Annotated in this window: 16 protein-coding genes; 11 read left to right on the top strand and 5 right to left on the bottom strand. The window is 50.6% G+C overall.

The genetic code is table 11. From position 1 onward, the window contains the following. Window positions 1-36 precede the first annotated feature (36 nt). From queA to secF, 5 genes are all read left to right on the top strand, one after another. Complete coding sequence (gene queA / locus A9B99_RS05605) at window positions 37-1,107, top strand: tRNA preQ1(34) S-adenosylmethionine ribosyltransferase-isomerase QueA (RefSeq protein WP_064595359.1); 1,071 nt, start codon at window positions 37-39, stop codon at window positions 1,105-1,107. Between the two features lie 176 nt (window positions 1,108-1,283). Further along, window positions 1,284-2,411 (top strand): tRNA guanosine(34) transglycosylase Tgt, encoded by a 1,128-nt coding sequence (tgt, locus tag A9B99_RS05600; protein WP_064595358.1) that lies wholly within the window; start codon window positions 1,284-1,286, stop codon window positions 2,409-2,411. Window positions 2,412-2,433: 22 nt separating this feature from the next. Beyond that, window positions 2,434-2,766, top strand: a complete 333-nt coding sequence (gene yajC / locus A9B99_RS05595; RefSeq protein ID WP_036116194.1) for a preprotein translocase subunit YajC — start codon at window positions 2,434-2,436, stop codon at window positions 2,764-2,766. A gap of 27 nt (window positions 2,767-2,793) precedes the next feature. Continuing rightward, on the top strand, window positions 2,794-4,641 hold the full coding sequence (gene secD, locus A9B99_RS05590) for a protein translocase subunit SecD (RefSeq protein WP_074388766.1): 1,848 nt from the start codon (window positions 2,794-2,796) through the stop codon (window positions 4,639-4,641). Window positions 4,642-4,651: 10 nt separating this feature from the next. After that, the gene (secF, locus tag A9B99_RS05585; RefSeq protein ID WP_064595354.1) at window positions 4,652-5,623 is read left to right on the top strand and encodes a protein translocase subunit SecF; all 972 of its coding nucleotides are present in this window, start codon (window positions 4,652-4,654) and stop codon (window positions 5,621-5,623) included. A gap of 274 nt (window positions 5,624-5,897) precedes the next feature. Here the strand turns inward: secF and A9B99_RS05580 are convergent, their stop codons facing one another. Together A9B99_RS05580 and A9B99_RS05575 are read right to left on the bottom strand one after the other, a co-directional pair. Continuing rightward, a complete protein-coding gene (locus tag A9B99_RS05580) occupies window positions 5,898-6,755 on the bottom strand; it encodes a nucleoside-specific channel-forming protein Tsx (RefSeq protein ID WP_064595352.1) in 858 nt (285 codons plus the stop codon). A 364-nt stretch (window positions 6,756-7,119) separates the two neighbouring features. Then, on the bottom strand, window positions 7,120-7,689 hold the full coding sequence (locus A9B99_RS05575) for a DUF3251 domain-containing protein (protein ID WP_074388765.1): 570 nt from the start codon (window positions 7,687-7,689) through the stop codon (window positions 7,120-7,122). A gap of 150 nt (window positions 7,690-7,839) precedes the next feature. Here A9B99_RS05575 and nrdR point away from each other — a divergent pair, with 150 nt between their 5' ends. The 6 genes from nrdR (at window position 7,840) to pgpA (ending at window position 12,035) form a co-directional block, all read left to right on the top strand. After that, on the top strand, window positions 7,840-8,289 hold the full coding sequence (gene nrdR / locus A9B99_RS05570) for a transcriptional regulator NrdR (RefSeq protein WP_064595350.1): 450 nt from the start codon (window positions 7,840-7,842) through the stop codon (window positions 8,287-8,289). 3 nt (window positions 8,290-8,292) lie between these two features. Further along, a complete protein-coding gene (gene ribD, locus A9B99_RS05565; RefSeq protein WP_064595348.1) occupies window positions 8,293-9,405 on the top strand; it encodes a bifunctional diaminohydroxyphosphoribosylaminopyrimidine deaminase/5-amino-6-(5-phosphoribosylamino)uracil reductase RibD in 1,113 nt (370 codons plus the stop codon). Between the two features lie 142 nt (window positions 9,406-9,547). Beyond that, window positions 9,548-10,018, top strand: a complete 471-nt coding sequence (gene ribH / locus A9B99_RS05560; RefSeq protein ID WP_064595346.1) for a 6,7-dimethyl-8-ribityllumazine synthase — start codon at window positions 9,548-9,550, stop codon at window positions 10,016-10,018. Window positions 10,019-10,039: 21 nt separating this feature from the next. Next, window positions 10,040-10,459, top strand: a complete 420-nt coding sequence (gene nusB / locus A9B99_RS05555) for a transcription antitermination factor NusB (protein WP_036116178.1) — start codon at window positions 10,040-10,042, stop codon at window positions 10,457-10,459. Between the two features lie 99 nt (window positions 10,460-10,558). Continuing rightward, window positions 10,559-11,536 carry a thiamine-phosphate kinase gene (thiL, locus tag A9B99_RS05550; protein ID WP_064595344.1) on the top strand — a complete coding sequence of 326 codons (978 nt, stop codon included), beginning with the start codon at window positions 10,559-10,561 and terminating at the stop codon, window positions 11,534-11,536. After that, on the top strand, window positions 11,514-12,035 hold the full coding sequence (pgpA, locus tag A9B99_RS05545) for a phosphatidylglycerophosphatase A (RefSeq protein WP_064595342.1): 522 nt from the start codon (window positions 11,514-11,516) through the stop codon (window positions 12,033-12,035). The genes thiL and pgpA overlap by 23 nt, the downstream gene beginning before the upstream one ends. A 168-nt stretch (window positions 12,036-12,203) precedes the next feature. On the opposite strand, the gene A9B99_RS05540 is transcribed toward pgpA, so the two are convergent. The 3 genes from A9B99_RS05540 to ispA all read right to left on the bottom strand — a co-directional run bounded on the left by A9B99_RS05540 (window position 12,204) and on the right by ispA (window position 16,127). Then, window positions 12,204-13,178, bottom strand: a complete 975-nt coding sequence (locus A9B99_RS05540; protein ID WP_064595340.1) for an aldo/keto reductase — start codon at window positions 13,176-13,178, stop codon at window positions 12,204-12,206. Between the two features lie 76 nt (window positions 13,179-13,254). Then, window positions 13,255-15,117 (bottom strand): 1-deoxy-D-xylulose-5-phosphate synthase, encoded by a 1,863-nt coding sequence (dxs, locus tag A9B99_RS05535; protein ID WP_064595338.1) that lies wholly within the window; start codon window positions 15,115-15,117, stop codon window positions 13,255-13,257. A gap of 110 nt (window positions 15,118-15,227) precedes the next feature. Continuing rightward, entirely contained in the window at window positions 15,228-16,127 is a 900-nt protein-coding gene (gene ispA, locus A9B99_RS05530) for a (2E,6E)-farnesyl diphosphate synthase (protein ID WP_064595336.1), read from the bottom strand. Window positions 16,128-16,129: the final 2 nt, after the last annotated feature.

Below are 16,129 nucleotides of genomic sequence, written 5' to 3'. Positions count from 1 at the left end.
ACTAAGCCGCCTGTTTTTAAGTCTAAGTGAAGAGCCATGCGTGTTGCCGATTTTTCTTTTGAATTACCCGAATCCTTAATTGCCCACTACCCACAAGCTCAGCGCAGTGCCTGCCGGTTACTGTCCCTGGACGGGCCGACGGGTGCTCTCACGCACGGTACTTTCACCGACTTGCTCGATAAACTCAACCCCGGTGATTTACTGGTGTTCAATAACACTCGTGTGATCCCGGCGCGTTTATTTGGCAAAAAAGCCAGTGGCGGCAAAATCGAACTGCTGGTTGAACGGATGCTGGATGAGCACCGTGTGCTGGCACACATTCGGGCATCTAAAGCCCCGAAACCTGGCGCAGAGCTGTTGCTGGGAGATGACGAGAGCATTAAAGCAACCATGGTGGCGCGCCATGACGCGTTATTCGAAGTGGTATTTGAAGAAAGCCGTCCGGTACTGGATATATTAAACCAGATTGGCCATATGCCGTTGCCGCCGTATATCGACCGGCCAGACGAAGAAGCAGATAAAGAGCTTTATCAGACGGTATACAGTGAGCGTCCTGGGGCTGTCGCGGCGCCTACCGCAGGCCTGCACTTTGATGAGCCTTTGCTGGCGGCGTTGCGTGAGAAAGGCGTGGAAATGGCCTTTGTCACGTTACATGTTGGCGCAGGGACTTTCCAGCCAGTGCGGGTGGACAGCATCGAAGACCACATTATGCATTCCGAATATGCCGAAGTGCCGCAAGAAGTCGTTGATGCCGTTATGGCCGCTAAAGCGCGTGGTAACCGGGTGATTGCCGTAGGAACCACCTCTGTGCGCTCACTGGAAAGTGCAGCCACGGCAGCAAAAGAGGCGCTGATAGCGCCTTTCTTCGGCGACACTCAAATCTTTATTTATCCGGGCTACCAGTATCAGGTGATTGATGCGCTGATTACCAACTTCCACTTGCCCGAATCCACGCTGATTATGCTGGTCTCTGCATTTGCCGGTTACCAACACACCATGCATGCCTACCATGAGGCTGTAAAATCTGAGTATCGCTTTTTTAGCTATGGGGATGCGATGTTTATCACGTACAATCCTCAGGCCATTAATGAGCGCCCGGGGGAATAACCTGTAGCAAGGTTCTCCTGGCGTTTTGCCAGCCAGACGCTTCGCGTAGTGCTATGCGGAGCGTTTTTGTCTCTGGCAGCCCTTTGCCTGTTGCCTGGCAAAAATGACAGCCCACAAGCAGCACTACTGCTTATGGTGGATTAACCATCAGACTGTGTCTCTGATGCGGAGGATATGTGAAATTTGAATTAAAAAATACCGATGGCCGTGCCCGCCGCGGTAAATTGGTGTTCGAACGTGGGGTAGTGGAAACCCCCGCATTTATGCCTGTTGGCACTTATGGCACCGTAAAAGGTATGACTCCGGAAGAAGTTGAGGCCACGGGTGCGCAAATTATTTTGGGCAATACCTTTCACCTGTGGCTGCGTCCAGGCCAGGAAATTATGAAACTGCATGGTGATTTGCACGATTTTATGCAGTGGAAAGGCCCGATCCTGACGGATTCCGGTGGTTTCCAGGTATTTAGCCTCGGCGACATTCGTAAGATAACTGAAGACGGTGTGCATTTCCGTAACCCGATCAACGGCGATCCTATTTTCCTCGATCCTGAAAAATCGATGGAAATTCAGTATGATCTCGGTTCTGATATTGTGATGATCTTTGATGAATGTACGCCTTACCCGGCCGACTGGGATTATGCGAAACGTTCCATGGAAATGTCACTGCGCTGGGCGAAGCGTAGCCGTGACCGTTTTGATTCCCTCGGGAATAAAAACGCGTTATTTGGCATCATTCAGGGCAGTGTTTACGAAGATTTACGAGATATCTCCGTTAAAGGACTGGTAGATATAGGTTTTGATGGCTACGCTGTCGGCGGTTTGGCTGTGGGTGAGCCAAAAGCAGATATGCACCGTATCCTGGAACATGTTTGCCCACAAATTCCTGCGGATAAACCTCGCTACCTGATGGGTGTCGGGAAACCGGAAGATTTGGTGGAAGGTGTTCGTCGCGGTATTGATATGTTCGACTGTGTCATGCCTACACGTAATGCACGTAACGGTCACCTGTTTGTGACTAATGGTGTGGTGAAAATCCGTAACGCGAAGTACAAGAGTGATACTGGCCCGTTAGATGAAGAGTGTGATTGCTACACCTGTCGCAATTATTCACGCGCGTACTTGCATCATCTTGACCGTTGCAACGAAATACTGGGTGCTCGTCTCAATACCATTCATAACCTGCGGTACTATCAGCGTTTAATGGCTGGTTTACGGCAGGCTATCGAAGAGGGTAAATTAGAGCACTTCGTTGTGGATTTTTACCAACGTCAGGGTAAGCCCGTTCCACCTTTGAATGTTGATTAATTAAATAAATGAGGGATTTTTAATGAGCTTTTTTATTTCTGATGCGGTAGCGGCAACTGGTGCGCCTGCTCAGGGCAGCCCGATGTCACTGATTCTGATGCTGGTGGTATTCGGCCTGATTTTCTATTTCATGATTCTGCGCCCACAGCAAAAACGTACTAAAGACCATAAAAAACTGATGGACTCTATCGCGAAAGGCGATGAAGTGCTGACTAATGGCGGGCTGGTAGGTCGTGTTAACAAAGTAGGCGAAAATGGCTATATTTCCATTGCGCTGAACGATACCACTGAAGTCGTTATCAAACGTGACTTTGTCGCAGCTGTCCTGCCGAAAGGCACTATGAAGGCGCTGTAATCTTCTGTTTTCCCAAAGGGAACTGCCGTGTTAAACCGTTATCCTTTGTGGAAGTATATTATGCTGGTCGTCGTACTTATCGTCGGCCTGCTGTATGCGCTTCCCAACCTTTATGGCGAGGATCCGGCTGTTCAGATCACTGGTGCGCGCGGTGCCGCCGCCAGTGAGAAAACGCTGGACCAGGTCCTGTCTGAATTTAAAAAAGATAATATCACCGCGAAATCTGTGGCGTTGGAAAAAGGCGCAATTCTTGCCCGCTTTGATTCAACAGATACTCAGTTACGCGCCAGGGAAGCACTGGTAAGTGCATTAGGCGATCAATATGTTGTTGCGCTGAACCTTGCGCCAGCCACACCGCGCTGGTTGTCTGCTATTTCTGCGGAGCCGATGAAACTCGGTCTTGATTTACGTGGTGGTGTGCACTTCCTGATGGAAGTGGATATGGATACTGCGTTGAGCAAACTGCAGGAACAGAATATTGATACACTGCGTAGTGATCTGCGTACCAAAAATATTCCTTACTCCAGTGTACGCAAAACTGATAACTACGGGCTCAGTATTACCTTCCCGAATTCATCTGCACGCGATGAAGCCATCTCTTATCTCTCTCCGCGCCACCGTGATCTGGTGATTTCCAGCCAGGGCGACAACGGGTTACGTGCAGTAATGAGCGATGACCGTCTGCGTGAAGCCCGGGAATATGCTGTGCAGCAGAACATTAATATTCTGCGTAACCGTGTAAACCAGCTGGGTGTTGCAGAGCCGTTGGTTCAACGCCAGGGTTCAGACCGCATTGTGGTTGAGTTACCCGGGATTCAGGATACCGCGCGTGCGAAAGAAATTCTCGGTGCGACAGCAACGCTGGAATTCCGTCTGGTGAATACCAGTGTGGATCCGGCAGCGGTGGCTGCCGGGCGTATACCGGGTGATTCTGAAGTGAAATACACCCGTGATGGTCAGCCAATTGTGCTGTACAAACGCGTCATTCTCACCGGTGACCATATCACTGATTCCACGTCGAGCATGGACGAATACAACCAACCGCAGGTGAATATTTCACTGGATAGCGCGGGTGGGAGCATTATGTCTAATTTCACAAAAGATAACATTGGCCGCCCTATGGCGACGCTGTTTGTGGAATATAAAGACAGTGGTAAGAAAGATGCACATGGTCGCGCCATTCTGGTGAAACAGGAAGAAGTTATCAACGTGGCGAACATTCAGTCACGCCTGGGCAACAGTTTCCGTATTACCGGGATTAGCAACCCGACCGAAGCCCGTCAGCTTTCACTGCTGTTGCGTGCAGGTGCGCTGATTGCGCCAATCCAGATTGTCGAAGAAAGAACCATTGGGCCAACCCTTGGGATGCAAAACATCCAACAGGGTCTGGAAGCATGCCTGGCAGGTTTGGCAATTTCCATCATCTTTATGATCTTCTTCTACAAGAAATTTGGCCTGATTGCGACGTCTGCACTGCTGGCTAACCTGGTGTTGGTTGTCGGGATTATGTCCTTGTTGCCTGGCGCAACACTGACAATGCCTGGTATTGCGGGGATAGTGTTAACCCTTGCGGTGGCCGTTGATGCGAACGTGCTGATTAACGAGCGTATCAAAGAAGAAATGAGTAACGGCCGTACAATACAACAGTCCATTGATGAAGGTTACAGAGGGGCGTTCAGCTCGATTTTCGATGCGAACATTACCACCCTTATCAAGGTCATTATCCTGTACGCTGTGGGCACCGGGGCAATCAAGGGCTTTGCAATTACCACCGGTATTGGTGTGGCAACGTCAATGTTTACCGCAATTGTCGGTACCCGCGCCATCGTGAACCTGCTGTATGGCGGCAAACGCGTCAAAAAGCTGTCTATCTGAGGAGTGCGTTGTGGCACAGGAATATACTGTTGAACAATTGAACCACGGCCGTAAAGTCTGGGACTTTATGCGCTGGGATTACCTGGCCTTCGGCATCTCTGGTTTGCTGCTGGTTATTTCCCTGGTTGTAATGGGGGTTCGTGGGTTTAACTGGGGGCTGGATTTCACCGGTGGTACGGTGATTGAAATTAACCTCGAAAAACCTGCCGATATGGATCTGATGCGCTCTGCATTGCAAAAAGCGGGGTTCGTTGACCCGCTATTGCAAAACTTTGGTAGCAGCCGAGACATCATGGTTCGTATGCCGCCAGTGCATAATGCTAATGGCAGCCAGGAACTGGGTAATAAAGTGGTTAGTGTAATTAATGAAACCACTCACCAACAGGCAACGGTAAAACGTATTGAGTTTGTTGGCCCAAGCGTAGGTGCTGATTTGGCGCAGAAAGGTGGTATGGCGTTGTTTGCTGCGCTTATCTGTATCCTTATCTACGTGGGTTTCCGTTTTGAATGGCGTCTGGCAGCTGGGGTTGTTCTGGCGCTGGCGCACGACGTGATTATCACCATGGGGGTTCTGTCTCTGTTTCATATTGAGATAGACCTGACTATTGTGGCCTCGTTGATGTCGGTTATCGGTTATTCACTGAACGATAGCATCGTGGTTTCTGACCGTATTCGTGAAAACTTCCGCAAGATCCGCCGCGGTACACCTTACGAAATTTTTAACGTGTCATTGACCCAGACGCTGCACCGTACTTTGATTACGTCCGGTACCACTTTGATGGTTATTTTGATGCTGTATCTCTTTGGCGGCCCGGTGCTGAAAGGCTTCTCGCTGACCATGTTGATTGGTGTCACCATCGGTACGGCATCATCAATCTATGTGGCTTCTGCGCTGGCCCTGAAACTGGGCATGCGTCGTGAGCATATGCTGCAACAGAAAGTTGAGAAAGAAGGGGCGGATCAACCGCGCATTCTGCCTTAATTCTGTTTTGTTGTTGGCTGATAAAAACCACGGTGGTTAAACACCGTGGTTTTTTTTGCCTGTTACACAGGGGGTTACAAGGGGAGTAAGCAACAACATATACCTGATGAGCACAGGCAATGTAGAAAACACTCTTCATCAGCAGGCTGTTGGTAAACAGCAGAACAGGTAAAGAAAATAAGGGGGGAGCGTGAATGGAAGTTAAAACGCCAGAGGAAAATCTCACCCCATACCAGCCAGGCTGGCATGGGGTGAGGGGAATCACATTCTGTTATCAGAAGTTATAACCCACTACCAGGTAATAACCCCAGCCAGTTGATTTCACATTGAAATCACCTTTACCGAAGTTCAAACCTGCACCATCTTCCCATTGACCGCCATTATGGAAATAACGGGCAACAACAGAGTAATGCCAGTGGTCATAGTTCAGCGCCAGAATGTGGCTGGAAGCAATTGAGTTGCTGGTGCGGTTCGGTTGATCGCCTAAATCGGAACCCCAGTCAAAGTTGGTGAAACCGATATAAGTCAACTTACCACCCCACAGGTCAGTAATCGGAACAAAGTATTTCACTTTGAAGCGATAACCATCCCATTCGTTCTCATTCGCTGCCAGATAGTTCTGCCATTGGTATTTGGCATAAATATTCAGAGACAGTCCCATTGGCAGGCCGGTATCGATATCGGTACCTAAACCCATATACCAGGTGCTCTGACGACCAGATTTATTCCGGCCCATATCGTAGATGTAGTTATTGGCAAAATACCACTCTTTGAACGGCCCAAAACTCAGGTCTGTTCCGGTCAGCTTATCAATGGAAAAGCGTGGTTCGATTTCCATAAACAGCGGGGAGCCGTGGTTCCAGATACCCGTAGAAGTAGAGTTGCCGCCAAAGAAGCGGGGTAAATCCACATAACCATAGAAATCAAAGAAGTCTTTTTTGGCAAAAGCTTCGTATTCCAGGTATGTGTCATTACGGAGTTGTGGTCCAAAGCGTGTGTGGTAACTGCCCACCACGTTAACACTCTGATGCCACCAGTCTGAGAGGTATTCACCACTGTTGTCTGCAGCCTGTGCAGATACAGTGTAAGAAAGTGCGACAGCTGCGCCTGCCGCTAAAAGTGTTTTTTTCATTTAGTAGTCACTGTTTTAGATGTCGCAAATGCATGAGAAGGCAGTTGCTATTGCCAGATATATTGGTTTTGAGCACGTCACAATTCTTATTTTGCCTCACAAATATATGTTCAGTTAATATAACTTGCATAAGCGAAATCGATTGCGTTCACGTTTGTGCCAATAAAACAGCGAAATTCTATCTGGTTTAATTTTACAGTCCAATACAAAATACTTTTTGCTGAAGCATTTTTGCAATCAGCTTAAATGTTTGCGTAAAAAATGTGATTTAAATCTCATTTTTAGTTCGAGGGAGAACTGACCCCAGGAGAAGTTGCAGCCAGCTGGATAACCGGCGTCGTGGCTGCAGATAAGTAACAGTGGTTTATTGTGCTGTGCCAGGTGTGACTTTACTGGCATCAGATGGCACCAGCCCATGAATACGGATAAAGCCTGCATCGCTGAGTTGGGTATCCGGCAGGTGAATGGCGAGATCAATGTCAACCGGTCCTGACGGTGCGGCAGGTGACTGAAATTGCAGTGAGTGGGTATTCACTTGCTGGTAATGTTCAAATGTGCCAGAGAGTTTTCCCCATACAAGGTTACCGTTAAATGCCGGTACACCTTTATCACCGTCCCGGTGGACATGAATATAAACAGTCACTCCATTTCCTGTTGGTTCAGTACGGGTAAGCGTGAAGGTTAATAACCCCAACTGGCTGGTAAGCCGTACCGGTGTGTTTGCTCCAGGAATTAACCAGGCGCCTTCAGTTGAACGGGCATTCAGTGCGTTCTGCCAGGCGACATCCCGGGTTTCTGTCTGTAGTGTGCGCATTTCGTGGCTCAGGGTTTGTACGTCCTGATGCACACTGGTTACTTCGGCCTGTGGTGTGCAACCACTTACCATCAATGTGGTGCACAACATAAATAGCCCTGACTGGTAACAGGTTTTCATAGAAAAATGATCCATAATTACGGGATTATGTTCAGAGTAGCGGGCGTGTAATGAAAGGCATAGCGCCTTTATCTCAAATCATCCGGGTTTGTCGTCTGAAAACTCCAGGGTAAACTATGCAACTATTGCAACAATCAATCAGGAAGCCTTATGCATTGCCCATTTTGTTCTGCAGTGGATACTAAAGTTATCGACTCACGCCTGGTGAGTGAAGGCTCATCTGTTCGGCGTCGGCGGCAGTGTCTGGTATGCAATGAACGCTTCACCACCTTTGAGGTGGCAGAGCTGGTTATGCCGCGCGTAGTGAAAAGTGACAATGTGCGTGAGCCCTTCAACGAAGATAAGTTGCGCAGCGGTATGCAAAAAGCGCTGGAAAAACGCCCGGTGAGCTCTGACGACATTGAAATGGCGCTGAATCATATTAAGTCACAACTCCGGGCTACAGGGGAGCGTGAAGTCCCAAGTAAAATGATTGGTAACCTGGTAATGGAGCAGTTACGTAAGCTTGATAAAGTCGCTTATATTCGTTTTGCTTCTGTCTACCGTAGCTTTGAAGATATTCGCGAATTTGGCGAAGAGATTGCCCGTTTACAGGATTAAATAATGCACGATGAAGGCTACATGGCCAGAGCGTTAGAGCTGGCGCGCCGTGGTCGTTTTACCACTCATCCTAACCCTAATGTTGGCTGTGTGCTTGTGCGTGATGGTGAAATCGTCGGTGAAGGTTTTCACTACCGTGCGGGTGAACCTCATGCCGAAGTGCATGCATTGCGTATGGCAGGCGATAAAGCTCGTGGTGCGACAGCCTATGTAACCCTTGAACCATGTAGCCATTACGGGCGAACTCCGCCTTGTTGTGAAGCCCTGGTTGCTGCCGGTGTCAGCCGGGTGGTGACGGCGATGCAGGATCCAAACCCGCAAGTTGCCGGGCGCGGGCTGTATCATTTGCAGCAGGCTGGTGTGGAGGTCAGCCATGGGCTAATGAATAGCGAAGCAGAAAGCCTTAACCGGGGTTTTTTAAAACGTATGCGTACCGGTTTTCCCTGGATACAAGTGAAACTGGGGGCTTCGCTGGACGGGCGCACAGCGATGTCCAGCGGCGAAAGCCAGTGGATTACTTCACCACAATCACGCCGTGATGTGCAGCGTTTGCGTGCGCAGAGTGCCGCAATTCTTTCCAGCAGTGCGACTGTTCTGGCCGATGATCCTGCGCTGACTGTTCGCTGGCAGGAGCTCGACGCTGATACACAACAATATTATCCCCAGTCAGCTTTACGCCAGCCCGTCCGGGTTATTATCGACAGCCATAACCGCGTGACGCCGGCTCACCGGCTTATCAGCCAGCCAGGGCAAACCTGGCTTGCCAGAACAATAGCAGATACACAGCTATGGCCGGAGGCTGTGGAACAGTTAGTGCTACCCGAACATAACGGGCATCTGGATTTAGTGGCGTTGATGATGCAACTGGGCCAGCGCCAGATTAATAGTGTATGGGTGGAAGCTGGCGCGCAACTGTCCGGCGCATTATTACAGGCAGGCCTGGTGGATGAACTGATTGTCTATATGGCGCCAAAATTGCTGGGTAATGATGCCCGTGGGCTGTGTGCTTTGCCGGGGCTGACCATGCTGGCTGATGCGCCACAACTGGTTTTCAGCCAGGTTCGCCAGGTTGGGCCAGATCTCTGCCTGCATTTGGTACCTGATACCAGCCACTGAGTCAGAACGGATGCACATAACCGGAATGCCGGAGGAGAGAAGGCATTCAGCGCGTAAGGTGTATAAAAGTAAGCAGTGCCTGAAAGATTATGATAAAATCCGCCCCCCTGCGGGGGCCACAACAAAACTCGTAAGGAAGAGTATGAACATTATTGAAGCTACCGTTGCTACCCCGGACGCTCGCGTCGCCATCACAATCGCGCGTTTTAATAACTTCATCAATGACAGCCTGCTGGACGGTGCGATTGACGCCCTGAAACGTATTGGTCAGGTAAAAGATGAAAATATCACCGTGGTTTGGGTTCCGGGTGCGTATGAGCTGCCACTGGCTGCTGGCGCACTGGCGAAAACTGGCCGTTATGACGCGGTGGTTGCGCTGGGTACTGTTATTCGTGGCGGTACTGCCCATTTTGAATATGTCGCAGGTGGTGCAAGCACTGGTTTGTCTCATGTCGCCCAGAGTAGCGAAATTCCGGTAGCCTTCGGTGTTCTGACAACCGAAAGTATTGAGCAGGCAATTGAGCGTGCTGGTACTAAAGCCGGTAATAAAGGTGCAGAAGCTGCCCTGACCGCGCTCGAAATGATTAATGTATTGAAAGCCATTAAGGCCTGATTTTTTAGTAAGGGGAATTCCGTGAAACCTGCTGCTCGTCACCGCGCCCGTGAGTGTGCCGTCCAGGCGCTTTACTCCTGGCAGTTGTCCCAGAACGACATCGCTGATGTTGAATACCAGTTCCTGGCGGAACAGGACGTGAAAGATGTCGACGTCATGTACTTCCGTGAACTGCTGGCCGGGGTGGCGAATAACAGCGCATATCTCGATGAGCTTATGAAGCCTGTATTATCTCGCCAGCTTGAAGAGTTAGGCCAGGTGGAAAAAGCGGTATTGCGTATTGCGTTGTTTGAACTGTCTAAACGTGATGATGTCCCATATAAAGTGGCCATCAATGAAGCGATTGAACTGGCTAAAACGTTTGGTGCAGAAGATAGCCATAAGTTTGTTAACGGTGTTCTCGACAAAGTCGCGCCTCAGGTGCGCCCACACCGGAAATAAGTTTGATACATGGCGTGTTGTCTTGTAAGGCAGCACCAGCATTGTTGTCATTGGCCGGGTTTCCCGGCCTTTGTTTTTTTATCTGTTGAGGCTTTTTGTATGGCTTGCGGTGAATTTTCGTTAATAGACCGCTATTTCAATCGTGTCAGCAGTTCGCGGCGGGATGTGGAAACAGGTATTGGCGATGACTGTGCCTTACTGGTTGTTCCTGAACGCCAGACCCTCGCGATCAGCACTGATACGCTGGTGAGTGGTATTCATTTTCTTCCTGATATGGCGCCTGCCGATATTGCCTGTAAGGCGCTGGCGGTAAATATTAGTGATCTTGCGGCGATGGGGGCAGACCCCGCCTGGCTTACACTGGCATTAACCTTGCCAAATGTGGATGAGAGCTGGCTTGCCGCCTTTAGTGACAGCCTGTTCGAGCAGCTCAGTTACTATGATATGCAGTTAATCGGCGGGGATACCACGAAAGGTCCACTGTCGATGACTCTGGGTATTCATGGTTTTGTTCCTCATGGCAGAGCGTTGAAGCGTAGTGGTGCACGTCCGGGAGACTGGATTTACGTGACCGGGACACCCGGTGACAGTGCAGCCGGGCTGGCGATTCTTCAGAAACGTTTGCTGGTGGAAGATAAAGTCCATGCTGACTGGCTGGTAAGCCGTCATTTACGCCCTAAACCACGGATTCTCCACGGCCAGGCGTTACGGGATCTGGCAAGCAGTGCTATTGATCTTTCCGACGGCCTGATCTCTGACCTGGGCCACATCCTGAAAGCCAGTGGTTGTGGTGCCCGCCTTGAGCTGGATAACCTGCCGCTTTCCGACGCGCTCAAGGCCAGTACATCAATGGAGCAGGCGCTGGAGTGGGCTCTGGCCGGAGGGGAAGATTACGAACTCTGCTTTACGGTGCCGGAAGTTAACCGTGGAGCGCTGGACGTAGCGATTGGCCATTTAGGTATTCCCTGGACTTGTGTGGGGCAAATGACCGTGGCCAATGACGGGCTGATACTGATGCAACAAGGAAAGCCGGTAAAACTGGAGTTACACGGATATGACCACTTTGCGACCGTCTGAAAAAGCCGCGGCCAAACGCCGGCTTAGGCTATCTAACCCATGGCATTTGTTGGCGACCGGGTTTGGCAGTGGTTTAAGCCCGATAGTCCCCGGCACGATGGGATCCCTGGCAGCTATTCCTTTCTGGTATTTACTGAGCTTCCTGCCCTGGCAACTGTATGTACTGGTGCTGATGTTGGGAATCTGCATTGGCGTCTATTTATGCCATATAACAGCCCGTGACATGGGAGTCCATGACCACGGAAGTATTGTGTGGGATGAATTCATCGGCATGTGGATAACCCTGATGGCACTCCCTACCAATGACTGGCGCTGGGTGGCTGTAGGGTTTGTGCTATTCCGTATTTTCGATATGTGGAAACCCTGGCCCATCCGCTGGTTTGACAAAAATGTGCATGGCGGCATGGGCATTATGGTGGATGACATTGTCGCCGGGGTTATCGCTGCAGCAGCCCTGTATTTATGTGGCCATTACTGGCCCATTGGTTTACTGAGCTGAGCCATGAAACAGCCCCTTACAGGGTTGCTTCATATTGGTGAAAAAGAAGGAAAAAGCGTGGTTTTTCCTTCTTTTTAGTTAGCAGCCGAAAATCAATGAATTGATTTTCCTGGTTTTTTATTGGGTGCCATCCTCTCGTTCTGTGCGGACATGAGGTTGTGCCGATAGTTAACGAAAGCCAACTACGTGATGCGGCTGGTAAGGCGTTTCCAGCTCGGCAATATCTTCATCACTGAGTTTCAAATCGACAGCATTCAGTAAGTCTTCAAGCTGCTCTTTGCGTGATGAGCCAATAATTGGTGCCGCAATACCTCGTTTACTTAACAACCATGCCAGAGCCACCTGGGCACGGCTGACTTCTTTATCGCGAGCGATTGCGGCCACTCTCTGCGCAATTTGTTCGTCATTCGCTTCACTGGACTGATACAGACTTTTACCGAACTCATCTGACACTGAACGGGCTGTGGTTTCCCCCCAGGGGCGGGTTAAACGCCCACGAGCCAGCGGGCTCCATGGAATAACGGCAATCCCCTGGTCGTAGCACAATGGCAGCATATCCCGTTCTTCTTCACGCTGAATAAGATTGTACTGGTCCTGCATAGTAACAAACTCATTCCAGCCATGCTGGCGTTGGGTGAACAGTGCTTTAGCAAATTGCCAGGCATGCATGGATGATGCGCCAATAAAGCGAGCTTTGCCGGACTGAACGACATCATGCAGCGCTTCAAGCGTTTCTTCCAGTGGTGTGTTGTAGTCCCAGCGGTGGATCTGCAGCAGGTCGACATACTCCATTCCAAGGCGTTTCAGGCTGTCATCAATGGACCGCATAATTTGCTTGCGTGACAGGCCTTCGGTTAAATCCCCCACAGGGAAGTAGACCTTGGTTGCCACCACCACATCTTCCCGGCGGGCAAAGTCACGCAATGCCCGGCCAACGATTTCTTCACTGCTGCCGTCGGAGTAACTGTTGGCAGTATCGAAAAAATTAATGCCCCTGCCGAGGGCATACTGAATCAGGTCGCGGCTGCTTTCTTCCGGTAAGGTCCAGGCGTGTCGCCCACGCTCTGGCTCACCAAATGTCATACAACCAAGACACAAACGGGAAATGCGAAGGTGGGTTTTACCCAGCGTGGTATATTCCATGACTCCTCTCCTGCAATGAGAAAAAAGTTTGCTTTAAGCATAGCAGGAGAGGAAAGAGGAGAAGTAAAAGATAGTTTTATCCGAGCCATTCACGGATGCGCTGCGTAATTCCCGGGCCATCAAGGCCAAGAGCACTACGGGCTTCATCCTGTGTCGCCTGGGGAATAAAAGTATCTGGCAGCCCAAGGTTCAGAACTGGAACTGGTTTGCGGTGTGCCATCAGAACGTCATTAACCCCACTCCCGGCACCACCCATCACCGCGTTTTCCTCCAGTGTGACCAGTGCGGAATGGCGGCTTACCATTTCCAGAATCAGGCTTTCGTCCAGGGGTTTCACAAAGCGCATATCCACCAGGGTGGCATTCAACGCCTGCGCAGCCTGTTCAGCCTCTGGCAACAGTGTGCCAAAGTTCAGAATCGCAATATCCTGGCCTTCCTGTAACAGGCGGCCTTTACCTAAAGGCAGCACTTCCAGCGGTGTAAGTGGGACACCCCGCGCATTACCACGCGGATAGCGCACCGCAGACGGCCCGTCTTTGTAGTGGTAGCCCGTGTGCAGCATCAGGCGGCATTCGTTTTCATCACTCGGCGCCATAATAACCATGCCCGGAATACAGCGCAGGAAACTGAGGTCAAATGCACCCTGATGCGTTGGGCCATCTGCCCCAACAATACCGGCCCGGTCTATAGCGAACAGTACCGGCAGTTTCTGAATGGCGACATCATGAATCAACTGGTCGTAAGCGCGCTGTAAAAATGTCGAGTAAATGGCGACGACCGGGTTATAACCACCAATTGCCAGGCCTGCCGCAAAAGTAACGGCGTGCTGTTCAGCAATGGCGACATCAAAATACTGGTCAGGATACTGGCGAGAGAATTCGACCATACCGGAACCCTCCCGCATAGCTGGCGTAATCGCCATCAGCTTGTCATCCTGTTTGGCTGTTTCGCACAACCAGTTACCAAAGATTTTCGAATAGCTGGGCTGCGCGGCTGTTGCTTTCGGCAGGGTGCCGCTTTGCGGATCGAATTTAGGTACCGCATGAAATGAAATGGGATCTTTTTCAGCCGGTGCGTAACCCCGACCTTTCTTGGTCATGATATGCAGAAATTGCGGCCCTTTCAGGCTGCGCATATTTTTCAGGGTACTCACCAACCCTGCCACATCATGGCCGTCAACCGGGCCAATATAGTTAAAGCCCAGTTCTTCAAACAACGTCCCGGGAACCACCATGCCTTTAATATGTTCTTCAGTGCGTTTCAGTAATTCTTTAATCGGTGGTACACCAGAGAACACTTTCTTACCGCCTTCTCGCAGGCTGGAGTAGAGCTTGCCAGACAGCAACTGTGCAAGGTGGTTATTCAGCGCGCCGACGTTTTCTGAAATCGACATTTCGTTATCATTGAGAATAACCAGCATGTCGGATTTGATGTCACCCGCGTGGTTCATCGCTTCAAACGCCATACCCGCGGTGATGGCGCCATCGCCAATAACACACACAGTACGGCGACCTTTGCCTTCTTTCTCTGCGGCGACAGCAACGCCCAGCCCGGCACTAATAGAAGTGGATGAATGCCCGACACTTAACACATCGTATTCACTCTCTTCGCGCCACGGGAAAGGGTGCAGCCCATCTTTCTGACGAATGGTGCCAATATTATCCCGGCGGCCAGTGATAATTTTATGTGGATATGCCTGGTGCCCGACATCCCAAATCAACTGATCAAACGGTGTGTTATAGACATAGTGCAGAGCCACTGTCAGCTCAATGGTACCCAGGCCCGAAGCAAAGTGCCCACTGGAGCGGCTGACACTATCCAACAGGTAACGGCGTAATTCATCGCACACTTTGGGCAGACTTTCGCGTGGTAACAGCCGTAACTCTTGCGGGGAGTCAACCAGCGCCAGGGTCGGGTATTTGGCAATATCAAAACTCATCAGAGACTCGTATGGTAATAATGGGAAACAGGATGCCGCCTGGCGGTATCCTCCCGGTAAGAGATATTATCCCGCATCCAGCATGTGTTTACATCATGCTAACCCGGTGTTTACTTATCCCTTTGAATGATAAAATGTGCAAGTGCTTCCAGCGGCTGTGTATCCAGGTGTTGTTCACGTAACCCGTCCAGGGCCTCAAGTGCCTGAGTACACAATTCATGTGCCCGGGCCTGTGCCTGCTCAAGCCCAAGTAAAGCCGGGTAGGTGCTTTTACCCAGGTGTATATCTGCACCCTGGCGTTTTCCAAGCGTTGCGGTATCACCTATGACATCCAGAATGTCATCCTGGACCTGGAAAGCAAGCCCGATATTGTCTGAAAACTGGCTCAGTAAAGGTAATGCCGCAACCCCTTTTTCACCGGCACTCAGCGCACCAAGGCGCACCGCCGCGCGAATCAGCGCCCCAGTTTTATGGCGATGAATGCACTCAAGTGCAGCCAAATCAACATGTTTACCTTCTGCTTCAAGATCCAGTGCCTGGCCTGCGCACATTCCTGCCGCGCCACTGGCTCCGGCCAGTTCACGGAGCATTGCCACCCGGGAAGCATCAGAAACACCGGGCATAGCGGTATCACTCAGGATAGCAAAAGCCAGGGTTTGCAGGGCATCACCCGCGAGAATGGCTGTTGCCTCACCAAAGCGGATATGGCAGGTTGGTTGCCCACGGCGCAGATCGTCATCATCCATGGCTGGCAGATCATCATGGATCAATGAGTAAGCGTGGATACATTCAATGGCTGCAGCAGGCGTATCCAGAACACTGAGTGGCATCCCCAGCATCTGCCCGGTGGCATAAACCAGGAAAGGGCGCAGGCGCTTACCCCCGAGCAGTGCGCCATATTCCATAGCGCCAACCAGCGCAGAGTCCTGAAAAGGCAGTGTGCTGATAAAACCGGCTATTGCCGTATTTGCCCGGGATGCATACACAGTTAACAGCTGATTAAAATCCATTG

Origin of the sequence: Mangrovibacter phragmitis (assembly GCF_001655675.1) — a bacterium.
Taxonomy (GTDB): Bacteria; Pseudomonadota; Gammaproteobacteria; order Enterobacterales; family Enterobacteriaceae; genus Mangrovibacter; species Mangrovibacter phragmitis.
The sequence above is the reverse complement of the archived record's forward strand: the minus strand, read 5'-3'. Positions and strand labels throughout refer to the sequence as shown.

Bases quoted from the DNA above. Each gene is read 5' to 3' on its own strand.
- ribH (WP_064595346.1), top strand. From the start codon at position 9,548: ATGAACATTATTGAAGCTACCGTTGCTACCCCGGACGCTCGCGTCGCC.
- nrdR (WP_064595350.1), top strand. From the start codon at position 7,840: ATGCATTGCCCATTTTGTTCTGCAGTGGATACTAAAGTTATCGACTCA.
- ribD (WP_064595348.1), top strand. From the start codon at position 8,293: ATGCACGATGAAGGCTACATGGCCAGAGCGTTAGAGCTGGCGCGCCGT.
- A9B99_RS05580 (WP_064595352.1), bottom strand. From the start codon at position 6,755: ATGAAAAAAACACTTTTAGCGGCAGGCGCAGCTGTCGCACTTTCTTAC.
- queA (WP_064595359.1), top strand. From the start codon at position 37: ATGCGTGTTGCCGATTTTTCTTTTGAATTACCCGAATCCTTAATTGCC.
- pgpA (WP_064595342.1), top strand. From the start codon at position 11,514: ATGACCACTTTGCGACCGTCTGAAAAAGCCGCGGCCAAACGCCGGCTT.
- dxs (WP_064595338.1), bottom strand. From the start codon at position 15,117: ATGAGTTTTGATATTGCCAAATACCCGACCCTGGCGCTGGTTGACTCC.
- A9B99_RS05540 (WP_064595340.1), bottom strand. From the start codon at position 13,178: ATGGAATATACCACGCTGGGTAAAACCCACCTTCGCATTTCCCGTTTG.
- thiL (WP_064595344.1), top strand. From the start codon at position 10,559: ATGGCTTGCGGTGAATTTTCGTTAATAGACCGCTATTTCAATCGTGTC.
- yajC (WP_036116194.1), top strand. From the start codon at position 2,434: ATGAGCTTTTTTATTTCTGATGCGGTAGCGGCAACTGGTGCGCCTGCT.
- A9B99_RS05575 (WP_074388765.1), bottom strand. From the start codon at position 7,689: ATGAAAACCTGTTACCAGTCAGGGCTATTTATGTTGTGCACCACATTG.
- ispA (WP_064595336.1), bottom strand. From the start codon at position 16,127: ATGGATTTTAATCAGCTGTTAACTGTGTATGCATCCCGGGCAAATACG.